The organism is Lactobacillus sp. WILCCON 0058, from assembly GCF_057198005.1.
The window spans coordinates 449,150-462,813 of record NZ_JBUBHM010000001.1 but is presented as its reverse complement, the minus strand read 5'-3'; the positions used below and the strand labels follow the sequence as shown (position 1 = coordinate 462,813).

Genomic DNA, 13,664 nt, shown 5'->3' with positions numbered 1-13,664 from the left:
CATTGCGTTCTATCCATTATAACAGATTGGAGGAAAAGCAAGTTTAAAGAATCAACAAAAAAGGAGCCGTTTCACAACGACTCCTTATCTTAGTGCGGACGAGAAGACTTGAACTTCCACGACCAAAAGCGGTCACAAGATCCTTAGTCTTGCGCGTCTGCCAATTCCGCCACGCCCGCAAATACATTTAATATTTTAGCAAAGCTGCCCTCATTTGGCAAGGGGGCCAGCGATTTTTTCCAATTTTCCCCGGCAGCGGCCACAGAAATACTTCTTGACGTTGACCTGCCGCTGGCGCCAGTAGTCCTGCCCGCATTGCCGGCAGCGGTAGTGCCAGCGGCTTCTTTTGCTCTCCTCTAGTCTTGGCGCATAGCGGCTGCCGCCCACCTTTTTCAAGAGCAGCTTGAAGTCCCGGTCCCTGTGCTGATAGCCCAAACCTGCCAGGTGGAGGTGGTAGTGGACCAGTTCATGTTTGATGATGCCCGGCAGATAATGAAGGTTTTCTTCCTTAAGAAAGAGCGGGTTAAATTCCAGGTGATGGTCAGATAATTGGTAGCGGCCACCGGTAGTCTTCAGGCGGCGGTTGATTTTCGCTTGGTGGAGAAAGGGCCGGCCAAAGGATTCAAGGGAGATCCTTTCGACCAGCTGCTGCAGTTCTTGTTCATTAATCATGGGATTATTGTAGCTGGTCAGGGCAGAAAAAGCCAACTTTTACTCTTCGGCCAGCAAGATCCCGTCTTTCATTCTTAAGCGGCGGTCGTAGACCAGGCCGGGAATTTCGTCGTGGCTGGCCACGATGACGGTCTTGTTTTCGCTGCGCAAGTCTTCTAGAAGCTTAACGAACTGGTCGACCCCTTCCTTGTCGATCCCCCGAGTTGGTTCATCCAGGAGGATGATGTTCTGGTCTTCCATCACGGCCTGGGTGATCCCCAGCTTCTGCCGCATCCCGACTGAGTAGTTGCCGACGGCTTGCGGGTTGTCCGGGTCCAGGTCAAAGGCCTTGAGCAGGTCCCGGGTCTTTTCGGGCTGGAAGCGGTGGTTGAAGTGGCCTAAAAAGGTCAAGTTGTCCCAGGCAGTTTCATATTCAATAAAGCCAGGGTTTTCGATCAAGGCACCAAGGTAGTCATCCTTGTCAGTGTGGATCTCCCCGCTGTCAGCTTTTAAGAGGCCGACGATGATTTTGAACAGGGTGGACTTGCCGCAACCATTGACACCGGAGATGTGGACCAGTTCACCCGCTTTGGTTTCTAAAGAGATGTCCTTTAAAACGGCCAGTTTTTTAAAGCTCTTCTTAACATGTGACACTTTTAACATACAAACTCCTCCTCGACTTAGAGTATATACATGTGGTGGATGGCCCGCCAGAGTGGGTCATAAATATTAGCGTATTTTGGCAAAAGCCAGGCCTTCTCCAGCCAGTAATGATAAAGAATTGGCAAGGTGCTGCTGATGACAATGATAAAAAACGGAAATTTCGCCTTGATGCAGGACAGGACCAGCATGAAGCAGACAATGAAGAGCAGGTAGTGGGCCAGAAGCAATAGGCTGCCAGTTAGGGCTGATCCAAAGCGAAAGAGCGGATTTTTGCCAAAGAAATATGGAAATATAGAGAAAAACAGGTAGATTGCCAGATCCAAGGCTAAGAGCTGGGCCAGGCGCTGGTCAAAAAAGTTCATCTTTCCCCGGGGAGCCAGCAGGGGGCGGACCGAACGGAAAGAGAGGATTTGAATTGCCGCCATGACGGTCAAGGCTGGCTGGATGTACAGGCTGATCAAGTTGGCATTCAGGTAGTACATGGGCATTTCACCCTTCCCGCCGTCTAGGGCAAACTGCAGGCCGCACCATAAGCTGACCGCAAAGTCCAAAATGAGCGTCAAGGCGATTAAACGTTGATAACGCGCTTTTAACATAAGCTATCCCCTCTCCACATTCTTCAAGTACCAAAGTCTTAGTAATACAGCCGTCAGCGCGATGTAAAAAAACGCCGTCGTCACGTAATTCAGATAGAAGATTGCGGGGGTGGGCAAACCTGCTATTCCCTTTTCCAATGGATTAGTGATATTGGTAATATCCCAGATATTGGAAATATTGGTCAAAACTCTTCCCACATCTGGAGCAAATTTTTCTTGCAAAATAATCACGAAGCCAATAACCGGCCCCAAAGACAAAGCTATGCTTACTTTGTTGATAAAAAGAGCCACGCTCAAAATAAACAAAGCATAAATTCCCCAACCAATACCGTTTAGGATGATCTTAATTAGCAAGTTCGCCAAGCTGTTCAGCGAAAAGTAGCCATACCCACCTTGCAAAATATCATTGCTAAACGCTGTATAAATGAATGGATGATAAAAAGTGTTGATCATCAGAATTTCAAGCAAACATCCTAGCCAGTACAGGCCAGTTGCTCCCCAAAAAGTATATCCCATGCACTTTTTAAAGAAGCTTTTCCAACCTGTTCGTCCAATCACACTGTACAATTCATGATTGTTTTTGATGTAGATTGCTAAAGCTGAACCTATAATAGGCAAAAGCAAAAAAATCGCAATGGAGCCAATCATAGTTTCATCAGTTCCATAAGGTTGAACTGTGTCGAACAAGTAGTTAAAAGCGTAATTATCAGTTGCTGATACAGGAAGGTTATCATAGATCGCATACTCCACTTGCCCTGCTATGATTAACAGGTACGCAACAATTCCTGTGATGATTAATCTCTTAGTTTTAGTTAACATTTTCCTCGCAAAATATAAAAAGGCGAAAGAGCATCTCCACTCATTCGCCTTTTGCTCACACCAATTAGCTACTTGTAATCTGCACTAAAGTGAAACTTCACTCTTGTTGAATGTGGATCATCCTTTTCTGTTCGAGCATCTCCCCAATACTTACGGTCTCTTAATCCAGTATTGTTAGCTGCATGAACAGTCTTGTTTTTCTTTAAAACGACCGTATTCGATCTTCTTTGAGCCTTATTGTTGATCAACTTCACCTTAATAACTCTGTTTGAGCCAGGAAGTGCGTCACCATTGAATGAAGCATACGATGATTGAGTCTGCTTAACATTAGGATTTCCCCAACTGCTCCATCTCCCATAGGATGACACATCTTCGGCACTAATAGTCCAAGTTCCCGCAGCTTGTACAACAGCCGCACTGGCAAATGGCAGTAGCAACATTCCACATAAAGCAGCTTTGGTTAACACTTTATGTTTCATTTTCTTATCTCCTTTCTATATAGCACAGTTATTATACAAATCAGTGAACAAAAAATATTGTTCACATTTATGATTATATTACACTTCGCCACTCTGTCAATACTTTTCCCTAAAAAACATAAATACTCACTTTTTGGCACTTTTTTAGTGTCATAGCCTGCATTTTTTAACCAAATTATTCTTGTTAAAAAACACACTTATCCTCTCTCAACATTCTTCACGTACCAAAGTCTTAATAATACAGCCGTCAACGCGATGTAAAACACCGCCGTCGTCACGTAGTTCAGATAGTAGATTGCGGGGAATTGGTTTTCTCCTACCCATCTTTCCAATGGATTAGTCAGATTGACGATATCCCAGATGTTAGAAATATTACTAAACGTTTCTCCGACATCAATTGACAAATTTTCTTGAAGAAAAATGAGATAGCCGACAACTGGCCCTAAAAACAGGCAAAGACTTGTCTTCTTGATAAATAAAGCCACTGCAAAGATAAAAGCGGCATAAATTCCCCAGCCGATACCGAAGAGCAACACTTTAATTAGCAGGTTGGCCAGGTTATTGAGTGAGAAATACCCGTCTCCTCGCATCAACATTATTTCCGCTCTGGGCATATACACAAATTGGCGGTAAAAAATACTGATTATCGGAGCTTCCAGTAGACAACCTAACCAATATAGGCCAGCCGCACCAATGAACGCGTAACTTAAACTTTTTTGAAAAATTTTTTTCCAGCCAGTTCTACCGATCACACTATAGAGTTCGTGATTATTCTTGATATAGATTGCTAGAGCTGAACCCACAATAGGAAGTAATAAATAAACGGCAATGTTCCCAGCCATCGTTTCTTCGACGCCTTCAGGCTGAACCGAATTAAACATATAATCAAAGCCATAGGAGTTGCTTTTCAAAGTTGGAAGGTTGCCATGTATCGCATATGCTAACTGACCAATAATAATCAACAAGTAGACAGCCACAACTCCTACATATATTTTTTTCGTCCTGGTTAACATTTTTCTCTCCTCCATTGTTTTACACTGCCGCACTCGTGAAAAAATGAGCTTTACACCTTGAATTATAGTCTACTTCAAAGTGTAGTCAATACTTTCCCTTTTAAAATCCGTATTTTTCCATTTTAAGCTGCTTTTTTCGTTTTTATAGCCAGTTCATACATTACAAAAGGGCTATCATCCTCGCCATTTCAAGGCGTTTGCCTTTGAATTCATATATCTATTTCCTTATATCTTTTCTTCTTACATCAGCTTATTTTACCTTCCTCGCCTTCTTGTTTTTCCACGCAAAAAAGCCTGGACTTTCGTCCAGGCTTCTTATTTAACTTTTTAGCTATTCCGTTGATCAGCTTTTCTCTCAAAGAACTTAACGATTTCGACGATCACGATCATCAAAACGCCCATCCCCAGCACAGTCAGCCATTGATCCAGATGCAATTCTGAAACTGCAAAGACTCTGGTCAAGAATGGCAATTCAACTGCCGCCATAATCAAGGCCGACAGAATAATCGCGCCATTGAACCACTTGTTGGCAAAAGTGCTCTTTTGGAAGATTGACTGCTTCACGTACTTAGAGTTGACCGCGTGGAAGAGCTGGATCAGACCCAAAGTGAGGAAAGCCATGGTCAGCGCGTCTTCATGCGGGTTGGTCCCCCGCGGCAAAACGTGCAGACCCAAACCATAAGCGATCAAGACCAGAACACCTTCCAAGATCCCCTGGTAGATAATCGAGCTGGCCACGCCACCTGAGAAGAAGTTGGAATTCTTCCCCCGCGGCTTCTTGTTCATGATCCCCTTTTCAATCGGTTCAACACCCAAGGCAATAGCCGGCAGGGTGTCAGTTACCAGGTTGATCCACAAAAGCTGCACTGGCTTCAAAACATCCCAGCCCAGCAAAGTCATCAAGAAGACCGTCAACACTTCGCCGACGTTGCAGCTCATCAGGTACAGAATTGCCTTCTGAATGTTGGCGAAGACCTTCCGCCCTTGCTTGACCGCTTCCACGATCGTTGCGAAGTTGTCGTCAGCCAGAACCATGTCGGCCGCGCCCTTGGAGACTTCCGTACCGGTAATCCCCATGCCGACCCCGATGTCGGCCTGCTTCAGACTCGGCGCGTCGTTGACCCCGTCACCAGTCATGGCCACGATCTTGCCATTTGCCTGCCAGGCCTTCACAATTCTAACCTTGTGTTCTGGTGAAACCCGGGCATAAACGCTGTAGTCACCGACATGCTTGGTGAAGTAGTCGTCGCTCAGCTTGTCCAATTGCGCCCCGGTAATCACGGCATCGTCACGGCCCTTTTCAACCAGGCCCAGCCGTTCGGCAATCGCCTGCGCCGTAACTTGGTGGTCACCAGTAATCATGATCGTTCTGATCCCGGCCCGGTGAGCTTCCGCGATCGCGTCCTTGGCTTCCGGCCGCTCTGGGTCGATCATGCCGACCAAACCGGCAAAGATCAGATCTTGTTCAACATTATCAGTCGTCGGGTCAGCGTATGGCTCAGCAACAACCTTGTAAGCCATCGCCAAAACCCGGAGGGCTTGCTTGGCCATTTCATTGTTGCTTGCCAAAATGGCCTGCTTTTGTTCAGCGCTGATTTCGCTCAGCTCGCCGTTGATGTTGACATACTTGACTCTTTCCAAAAGCATGTCCGGCGCACCCTTGACGGCAACCATGAACTGGCCGTCAAACTTGTTGACCGTACTCATCAGCTTCCGGTCAGAGTCAAATGGCACTTCCGCTACCCGCGGGTGTTCTGCCAAAAAGTCGCTCACTGGCAGGTCCTTGTGGAAGCCATATTGCACCAAGGCAGTTTCAGTCGGGTCACCCAAGAGCTCCCCGCCGTCTTGAATCTTGGTGTCGTTGGCCAAAAGCATGGTAATCATGGCCTGGTTGCTCAAGTCGATGTCATCGCTGGCATCATGCAGGATCCCGTCATAGTAGACCTTTTCCACCGTCATCCGGTTCTGGGTCAAGGTGCCAGTCTTATCAGAAGCAATGATATCCGTTGCCCCCAGGGTTTCAACGGCTGGCAGCTTTCTGACGATGGCCTTGTGGTCAGCCATGGTCTGGGTACCCAGGGCCAAAATGATCGTCACAATCGCCGGCAGCCCTTCCGGAATAGCGGCAACCGCCAGGGAAACCGCCGTCAAGAACATGTCGATCAGCAAAGCATTCATCGGTTCATGCTGCGGGTTCCGGATAACCCCGATAATGAAGACGACCACACAGATAGCCAGGATCATGTAAGTCAGGGTCTTGCCCAATTGGTTCAAGTTCTGCTTAAGAGGAGTGTCGGTTTCATCAGCTTCGTTCAGCATCTTGGCGATGTTGCCGACTTCCGTATTCATCCCCGTAGCGACAACTACACCTTCCCCGCGCCCATAGGTCACGTTGGTGCTGGAGTAAGCCATGTTGATCCGGTCACCCAGGGCAATGTCATCCCCTTGCAGGGTTTCATTACTCTTTTCCACCGGAACTGATTCCCCGGTCAAGGCAGCTTCTTCAATCTTCAAGCTTTCCGCTACCAAAAGACGCAGGTCGGCCGGGACCACGTCGCCTGCTTCCAGCAAGACCACGTCACCGGGCACGATTTCCGTTGACGGAACTTCAACTACCGCTCCGTCCCGGCGCACCTTGGCGCTCGGCGTGGACATGTCCTTCAAGGCTTCAATCGCTGCTTCTGAGCGAGCTTCCTGGATCACGCCCAAGATCGCGTTCAAAAGCACGACTACCAAAATAATCCCCGCGTCAGTCCATTCCTGGGCAACTACCCCGGACAAGACAGCGGCAACCAGCAGGACGATGATCATCAAGTCCTTGAACTGGTCCATGAAGCGGGCAAACATTGAACGTTTCTTCTTGCCGGCCAAAGCGTTCGGGCCGTATTGGTCCAGCCGCTTCTTGGCTTCAGCCGAACTGATCCCGTGGTTGGCGTCCGAGTCAAACTCGGCTAAAGTGCCTGGGATGTCCTGGCTGTAATACTTCTTAGCCACAGTATTTTCCTCCTTCAAAAAAGAAAAGAGACTTACGTGCCCCTTTACAAAAGCACATAAGTCTCACTAATTAAGACAAGCCCAGGAAACCAACGCGGCTCCCGGCTGTTGGGCTTGTCGCAAGCTATGCTTGCCGTTACTCCCTTATGACATGATTAATATAGCAAAAATTGGCGCTTGAAACAAGTAATTTACCAAATTCGCCGCTATTTTTTGTAATAATCGTCAAAAATCGTGACCGGCAAATGGCGCTTGTGCTCGCTCTTAGTCCACAATTCTTCGATTCTTTCAGCTGCCTTGTCGCTGACTTCCCGGCCTTCCAGGTAGTCATCGATTTCATCATAGGTCACGCCCAAGGCAACTTCATCTGGCAAGGATGGCTTTTCTTCTTCCAGGTCGGCCGTTGGGGCCTTCAAGTAAAGGTGTTCCGGGCAGCCCAAGGCAGCCAGAAGCTGCTTGCCCTGCCGCTTGTCCAAACGGAAGAGCGGAGTAAGGTCAGCCGCGCCGTCACCGTACTTGGTGTAGAAACCAGAGAAGTTTTCGGCCGCGTGGTCAGTACCCACAACCGCGCCCTGGTTGGCCCCGGCAATGGCATACTGCATGACCATTCTTTGCCGGGCCTTGATGTTGCCCTTGTTAAAGTCGGTCATTTCCACGCCCGTTTCCTTCAAGGTAGCCACCATGGCATCAGTGGCTGGCTTGATGTTTTCGATCAAGTCCACGTCCGGCTTGATGAAGGCTACCGCGTCAGCGGCATCAGCGGCATCGGCCTGGACGCCGTATGGCAGGCGGACGGCGATGAACTTGTAGCTGTCATCGCCGGTTTCTTCCCGCATTTCGGAAATTGCCATCTGGGTCAGCTTCCCGGTCAAGGTTGAGTCCTGGCCACCGGAAATACCCAAAACATATGACTTCAAGAAGGGGTTGGCCTTCAAGTAACCCTTTAAGAAGTCAACCGTCTTGCGGATTTCTTCCTGGGGATCGATTTCCGGCAAAACGTGCTCATATTCGACAATTTTCTTTTGCAACTCTCTCATTTGCTGCCTCGCAATCTTGTAGTTAATTTTTTCTATCTTTTATTATACTCAAAAAATGCAGTCTCTGTTTTCAGAAATGTATTTTCACGAGATTCTTTAAAAAATTAGCGTCTGAAGAGCTGATAGTAAATTTTCGCAGTTTTTTGACTACGGATATGTAATTTCAAAAAGGTCACCAGGTCGTGCTTCCAGGAATTTTTCCCTTCCAGCCAGGTCCCGGTAAAAAGGTGAATGGACCGGGACTGAGGCGAAGGGTTGCAAAGGATCCCGTCCGGGTAAACATGGATTCCTTCCTTTAATACTTGCTCTTGGTTGCCGGTCTTAAGGCCGTACTTTCCCTTGAGAATTTCCGTGACTGACAGGGAGTTGACCCCGGCCAGCTGGTCATTTTGGTCAAAGGCAAAATCCAGGTCATCATAATAGTGCAGAATATCGGCCATAAAAGGATGACCCTTCTCCGCCGCGATAATTGCGGCTGACAGGTAGTCATTATTTTCAAAGCCGATAAAAGCCCGGTCATTTAGCAAGTCGTCAAAATCTTTTAAGACCATGACGTCGGTGTCCAGGTAGATCCCGCCCATTTCATAGAGGGCCTTGGCCCGGACATAGTCGGAAACGAAAGCCCACTTCTTGGCCTGGTAGGCCTGCTTAACGTACCGGTTGGCATCAAGGTCCAGCTTATCTTCGTTCCATTCGATGATTTGGTAGTCCGGCAGGCGCTTTTGCCAAGAGGCCAGACAAGTTTGAATGGTCTTGGACTTAGGATTGCCGCCGACCCAGACATAGTGGATAATTTTGGGAATCATGCTTTTTCTCCTTGCAGGCAGGCCTGGTAGCCGGCCAGAACGTCAGCCAGTTGCCGGTCCAGGGAAAAGTGCTGGCTGGCATAGGCCTTTTCAGTTTGAGCAATGGCCGCTAATTCTTCTTTTGGCAAAGCCGCGATTGCTTTTAACTGATCGGCCATGGCTTTTTCTTCTTTGACCGGCACAACCCAGCCTTTTCCTTCTGGAATCAATTCCCTGGCCCCGCCCACGTCAGTGGATAAAAGCGAGACCAGGTTGTCGGCTGCTTCTAGCAAGACCAGGGGGAAGCTTTCTGAGTAAGAAGACAAGACGGCCAGGTCCATCTTCCGGTAGAGCTGCCTTAATTCTTCCTGGGTCAAAAAGCCGGTAAAGGTTACTTGGTCTGTTAAGGCCAAGTCCTGGCAGAGTTTTTTCAAATCCGCTTCCTGGCTGCCGCTGCCCGCAATATAGAGGTGAGCTTGCGGCAAATCGGCTGCTTTAAAAGCCTTGAGCAAGAGATCTTGCCCCTTGACCTTTTCCAGGCGGCCAACATTGATGATGTTGAAGCCGGCATGGTCTTCCTTGGCCAGTACATTTTTATTGTCCCTAAAGTTGATCCCATTGTAGATGACGTGAATCCGGCTTGGCTTTACTCCGTAATTCAGCAGGATTTTTTCAAAACGGGGGGTGATGGCGAAAACCCCATCGGCCTGCTTGATCGCCCGCAGGTTCAGCTTGGTAAAAATCTTCCCCGCGATTCCCCGCCCTTCAAAATCGATCGCGGGATCTGAGTGGACGGTGATCAGCCAGGGACAAGGCAAGGAAGACTTGATCAAGCTGACAAAAAGGTTGGCCCGAGCTCCGTGACTGTGGACCAGGTCATAATGTCCATCCTTGATTGTCTTTTTCAGCCGCTTGAGCAGGGCCAGGTCGTAGCGGCTGGACCCGCCTAAAACGATGGCCTTGATTCCTTTTTCCCGGGCCGCCTGGGCAACCGGTCCTTCAGCGAAGGTCAAGAGGTCAAAATCCTGCCCAGCTCTTTTGGCCTGGGAGAGCAGGTTCACGATATGGGTCAGCCCGCCCCCGCTTTCCAGGCCGGCGTTGATGTGCAGTACTTTCATTATTGCTTGTCCTGCTTCTTGCTCTTTTTAACTTCCACGACGAATTTTGGCAAAACCATCATCCGGCCGATCCGGCTTGGTTCCTTCAAGAGGCGGTAGAACCATTCCAAGTGGGCGTCCTGGAAGACCTTCGGTGCCCGCTTGACGGCACCGGCGAAAACGTCAAAGCTGCCGCCCACCCCCATCATGCTGGCTGGCAAGTTTTGCTGGCGCAAGATGGCCAGGAGCTTCTCCTGCTTGGGAAAGCCCAGGGCCGCGAAGACCAGGTCGGGCCTGGCTTGGGCGATCCGGCTGGCAATTTCCGGCAGGGCGTCTTTAGAGTAGCCGTCTTCAGCGCCAACTAAGTCGATATTCGGGTAATCCGTGGCGATTTTTTCCTTAACGGCGGCGATCACGGCTGGCTTGGCCCCAATCAGGTAGACCCGCAAGTGGTCTTCATTGGCAATTTGCAGATACCAGCAAAAGAGGTCGTAGCCGGTTACTCTCTCTGGCAATTTCAGCCCCAGCATCTTGGCCCCTTTGATGATGCCGATCCCGTCAGCCGTCACGTAGTCAGCCACATTGTTGATGATTTCCCGGTATTCCGGATCTTCTTTGGCGGCCATGACGATTTCCGGGTTGGCCGTCACTACCAAGGTGGATTCTTTTTTCCGCAAGCGGTCCAAAAAACGGGCTTCAAATTCCGCCAGGCTGTACTTGTCGAAGCCAACGCCCAAAATGTTGATTTTTACCATGCTCACACGCTTTCTTTGTTTATTTTTGCTAATTTCTTCCTTATTAATAGCTATTTTTTCAGCCGCTTTTTGACAATCGTGACCAAGTCTTCGTTCAAATCAAACTTCAAGAGCCAGAGGATGACCAGGTAAAGGGCCATAATGGCCAGGGACTTGACCGTCATGTTGATAAAAGCACTTGGAATCTGCCAAGGCCACAGCATCCCTGCCGCCAGGCTGATCCCCATGGCCAAGAAGCACTTGGGCACATCACTGAAAGTTTCCTTGAAGTCATAGCCGTCCCGCACGATCCAGCAGCGGAGAAACAGAACGACTGCTTCGGTCAAGAGGATCGCCACCATGGCGCCCGCTGCCCCGAAAGGCCGGTCCAAAAAGTAGCTGAAGACCAGCTCCAGGACCGCCCCGATCGTAACCGGAATGGCATAGTCCTTGTCCCGCTTGTTGGCCAGGGCAAACTGGTTGGCGAAGACCCCGCCCATGGGGATCAAGATAATGGTCAAGGTAAAGAAGAACATCAAGGGAGTCATCGGGATATATTTTTTCCCGAAGAAAAAGGGCACGAATTCCTTGGTATTGGCCATGACCACCACGGCAAACATGGTTCCCAGCATAGTCGTGGCTTCTAGGGACTTCTTCAAGACCTTCTTCTGGGTTTCCTTCCCCTGGACCGCCATCTGCGGCATTATTACCAGGGAAATACTGGTGATGACCCCCAGGATCATGTTGGAAATCCGCTGGGAGTTGTCATAATAAGAAACCTGGGCCGTGCTTTGGAAGAGGCCCAAAAGGGGCTTGTCCAAGGAAGTGTATATCTGGGTCGCGATCTGGGGAATCATCAAGGTCATGATGGCCCGGCGGGTTTCCGCGAAATGGTAGAAGTGCTTGACTGGCCGGCCGACATACTTGCCGATGCTGAACCAGAAGACAAAGGAACCCAACATGGTGGAAATGGACATGATCAGGAAATACTTCCACAGGTCAGCCGGACTTTTGATCAAAAGCAAGATAAAGACCACGCTGACGATCTTGACGATAGTGTTTCTAAGAACCACCCGGCCAAAATCAGCCAGGCCCTGGAAGAACCAGGAGATGTCAAACTGAGCCGAAATCAAGTACGGCAGCATCAGCAAGAAGTAGTTCCAGTAGCGGACCTTGAGGACCAGGCAGGTCAAGACAGTTAAAGCGATGGTGACTGCCCCGCCGATAAACTGGAAGTACCACAGGCCCCAGAAGGCCTCGGTCAGTTCCCCGCTCTTGCTTTTGGCCCGGGCTTTAGAGATACTTCTGACCCCGATATTGGATAAAGACAGGACGCAGAAAATCATCAGAAACTGGACCGTGTTGTTGACGCTGGAATAGATCCCGTAGGTCGTCGGGCCCAGGACTCTGGACAGGTAAGGAACCGTGATCAAGGGCACCAGGACCAGGAAGACCTGGTAGACCGCGTTATAGAAGATGTTCAGAAAAGTTTTTTTCAAGGATCAGACCCCGCTTAAGTAATCAAAAATTGTCTGGCAAGCCTGGCCATGGTCGGCCTGGTCGCTCAAATCCAGCCACTTTTTCCGTTCAAGACCATACTTGTCGCCTTCCCCCAGCTGCTTGACCAGGTCAGCCTGGCTGGCCACGCAGGGACCAGGGACGATTTTTTCATAAGGCCCCAGCAAAAATCCCCGGGTCTTTTCATACTGGGCCAGGTAGTTGGTGATGAAAATCAGCGGCTTGTCCAAGTGGAGGTAGTCAAAGTAGATCGAGGAGAAGTCGGTCATTAAGAAGTCGGTGGCTCCCAGGATTTCGTAGAGGTCCAATTTTTTGGCCAAAAGATCGGAATTGTTCAAAAAGGCCACGTGCTTAGCCGCTAAGTGAAAGTCGCTGAAGAGCTTCATTTCCCAAGGGTGGAGCTTGACCAGGAGGTACTGCTTTCTAGCAGCCAGGGCCTGGTCTAAAGCGGCCAGGTCAAAGTCGCTGAAGGCAAAAAAGTTCCCTGCCTTAATCCGCTCCATCACTTCCGGGTCTTCTAATTCATAGCGGAAGGTTGGCACATAAATCCCCACTTGGGCCTCCGGGTCCTGGCAGGAGAAAAAGTCAGCCAGGAGCTGGTCCTTTTTATAAGGGGACTTGAGCAAGGCATCAATTCTGGGAAAACCCAGTTGGACATAGCGGGGACCTTCAATCCCCATGCAGGCGCTCATCAGGCTTTCATAGAGCTCGGAACTGGAGGTGACCAGGTCGGCCGTCTTGTGCCAAAGCTTTTCGTTTCTCTGGTTGTCTCGGCGCTGGGTATTGTTGGCCATGGTCCCCATCCGCTTTAGAGGAATCCCATGCCAAAGGGCCAGGTTGACCTGACTTTTCCGGACCTTGAAGGGCTGGTGGGTGGTCAAGACGTACTTGGCCCGGCCGATTTTTTGCCAGTCCGACCAAGGCAGATGAGAGGAGGGCCAGGGTTCGATCAAGTAGGCCGTGACTTCCGGGTGCTCGCGGCGCAGGTATTGATAAAAGAGGTAGCCATTGGATCCCGACCGGCCGGCCCCGTTCAAGATCACGTATGTGTTGGGATCTTCTTTTTGCCAGCGGGCCAAAAATTTCATGACTGCCAGATACAGGCGGAATAGTATGCTTTTCATAGTGCCTCGTTAATCATTAGCTAATAGTGTCAAGTCCATTTTAGCAAATTCGCCCCCTGCCGCCAAAAGCAAGTTCCATCTTTTGCCCTTTTTTAAAGGAAGGAAAAAGAGGCAGGTTTGATTCCTGCCTCTTTGTCATTCGCTTATTTATAGC

General features: G+C 49.4%; 13 protein-coding genes and 1 tRNA gene. All 14 read right to left on the bottom strand.

Features of this window, described 5'->3' with window-relative positions:
* Positions 1–93 precede the first annotated feature (93 nt).
* The 14 genes from ACYVUU_RS02290 to ACYVUU_RS02225 all read right to left on the bottom strand — a co-directional run bounded on the left by ACYVUU_RS02290 (position 94) and on the right by ACYVUU_RS02225 (position 13,510).
* A tRNA-Leu gene (locus ACYVUU_RS02290) sits at positions 94–179 on the bottom strand.
* A 31-nt stretch (positions 180–210) separates the two neighbouring features.
* Positions 211–672, bottom strand: a complete 462-nt coding sequence (locus ACYVUU_RS02285) for a SprT family protein (protein WP_484499374.1) — start codon at positions 670–672, stop codon at positions 211–213.
* 39 nt (positions 673–711) lie between these two features.
* Entirely contained in the window at positions 712–1,314 is a 603-nt protein-coding gene (locus ACYVUU_RS02280) for an ABC transporter ATP-binding protein (RefSeq protein ID WP_439776338.1), read from the bottom strand.
* 17 nt (positions 1,315–1,331) lie between these two features.
* On the bottom strand, positions 1,332–1,802 hold the full coding sequence (locus tag ACYVUU_RS02275; protein WP_439776354.1) for a hypothetical protein: 471 nt from the start codon (positions 1,800–1,802) through the stop codon (positions 1,332–1,334).
* Between the two features lie 111 nt (positions 1,803–1,913).
* Complete coding sequence (locus tag ACYVUU_RS02270) at positions 1,914–2,729, bottom strand: hypothetical protein (RefSeq protein WP_484499819.1); 816 nt, start codon at positions 2,727–2,729, stop codon at positions 1,914–1,916.
* 68 nt (positions 2,730–2,797) lie between these two features.
* Positions 2,798–3,208 (bottom strand): choline-binding protein, encoded by a 411-nt coding sequence (locus ACYVUU_RS02265; RefSeq protein WP_439776340.1) that lies wholly within the window; start codon positions 3,206–3,208, stop codon positions 2,798–2,800.
* Between the two features lie 197 nt (positions 3,209–3,405).
* Positions 3,406–4,221, bottom strand: coding sequence for a hypothetical protein (locus tag ACYVUU_RS02260; RefSeq protein WP_484499818.1), 816 nt, complete (start codon positions 4,219–4,221; stop codon positions 3,406–3,408).
* A gap of 327 nt (positions 4,222–4,548) precedes the next feature.
* Complete coding sequence (locus tag ACYVUU_RS02255) at positions 4,549–7,233, bottom strand: calcium-translocating P-type ATPase, PMCA-type (RefSeq protein ID WP_484499817.1); 2,685 nt, start codon at positions 7,231–7,233, stop codon at positions 4,549–4,551.
* A 188-nt stretch (positions 7,234–7,421) separates the two neighbouring features.
* Positions 7,422–8,252, bottom strand: coding sequence for an ammonia-dependent NAD(+) synthetase (gene nadE, locus ACYVUU_RS02250; protein ID WP_439776344.1), 831 nt, complete (start codon positions 8,250–8,252; stop codon positions 7,422–7,424).
* A gap of 104 nt (positions 8,253–8,356) precedes the next feature.
* Complete coding sequence (locus ACYVUU_RS02245; protein ID WP_484499816.1) at positions 8,357–9,058, bottom strand: glycosyltransferase family 32 protein; 702 nt, start codon at positions 9,056–9,058, stop codon at positions 8,357–8,359.
* Entirely contained in the window at positions 9,055–10,155 is a 1,101-nt protein-coding gene (locus tag ACYVUU_RS02240; RefSeq protein WP_484499815.1) for a glycosyltransferase, read from the bottom strand. Before ACYVUU_RS02240 ends, ACYVUU_RS02245 begins: the two co-directional genes overlap by 4 nt.
* Positions 10,155–10,889, bottom strand: coding sequence for a WecB/TagA/CpsF family glycosyltransferase (locus tag ACYVUU_RS02235; RefSeq protein ID WP_484499814.1), 735 nt, complete (start codon positions 10,887–10,889; stop codon positions 10,155–10,157). The genes ACYVUU_RS02240 and ACYVUU_RS02235 overlap by 1 nt, the downstream gene beginning before the upstream one ends.
* Before the next feature lie 50 nt (positions 10,890–10,939).
* A complete protein-coding gene (locus tag ACYVUU_RS02230) occupies positions 10,940–12,367 on the bottom strand; it encodes an oligosaccharide flippase family protein (RefSeq protein ID WP_484499813.1) in 1,428 nt (475 codons plus the stop codon).
* A 3-nt stretch (positions 12,368–12,370) separates the two neighbouring features.
* On the bottom strand, positions 12,371–13,510 hold the full coding sequence (locus ACYVUU_RS02225) for a CDP-glycerol glycerophosphotransferase family protein (protein ID WP_484499812.1): 1,140 nt from the start codon (positions 13,508–13,510) through the stop codon (positions 12,371–12,373).
* Between the last annotated feature and the right edge of the window lie 154 nt (positions 13,511–13,664).

What these genes read in the sequence shown, in the direction of transcription:
- ACYVUU_RS02285 (WP_484499374.1), bottom strand. Translation starts at nt 672, where the DNA reads ATGATTAATGAACAAGAACTGCAGCAGCTGGTCGAAAGGATCTCCCTT.
- ACYVUU_RS02280 (WP_439776338.1), bottom strand. Translation starts at nt 1,314, where the DNA reads ATGTTAAAAGTGTCACATGTTAAGAAGAGCTTTAAAAAACTGGCCGTT.
- ACYVUU_RS02275 (WP_439776354.1), bottom strand. Translation starts at nt 1,802, where the DNA reads ATGCCCATGTACTACCTGAATGCCAACTTGATCAGCCTGTACATCCAG.
- ACYVUU_RS02270 (WP_484499819.1), bottom strand. Translation starts at nt 2,729, where the DNA reads ATGTTAACTAAAACTAAGAGATTAATCATCACAGGAATTGTTGCGTAC.
- ACYVUU_RS02265 (WP_439776340.1), bottom strand. Translation starts at nt 3,208, where the DNA reads ATGAAACATAAAGTGTTAACCAAAGCTGCTTTATGTGGAATGTTGCTA.
- ACYVUU_RS02260 (WP_484499818.1), bottom strand. Translation starts at nt 4,221, where the DNA reads ATGTTAACCAGGACGAAAAAAATATATGTAGGAGTTGTGGCTGTCTAC.
- nadE (WP_439776344.1), bottom strand. Translation starts at nt 8,252, where the DNA reads ATGAGAGAGTTGCAAAAGAAAATTGTCGAATATGAGCACGTTTTGCCG.
- ACYVUU_RS02245 (WP_484499816.1), bottom strand. Translation starts at nt 9,058, where the DNA reads ATGATTCCCAAAATTATCCACTATGTCTGGGTCGGCGGCAATCCTAAG.
- ACYVUU_RS02240 (WP_484499815.1), bottom strand. Translation starts at nt 10,155, where the DNA reads ATGAAAGTACTGCACATCAACGCCGGCCTGGAAAGCGGGGGCGGGCTG.
- ACYVUU_RS02235 (WP_484499814.1), bottom strand. Translation starts at nt 10,889, where the DNA reads ATGGTAAAAATCAACATTTTGGGCGTTGGCTTCGACAAGTACAGCCTG.
- ACYVUU_RS02225 (WP_484499812.1), bottom strand. Translation starts at nt 13,510, where the DNA reads ATGAAAAGCATACTATTCCGCCTGTATCTGGCAGTCATGAAATTTTTG.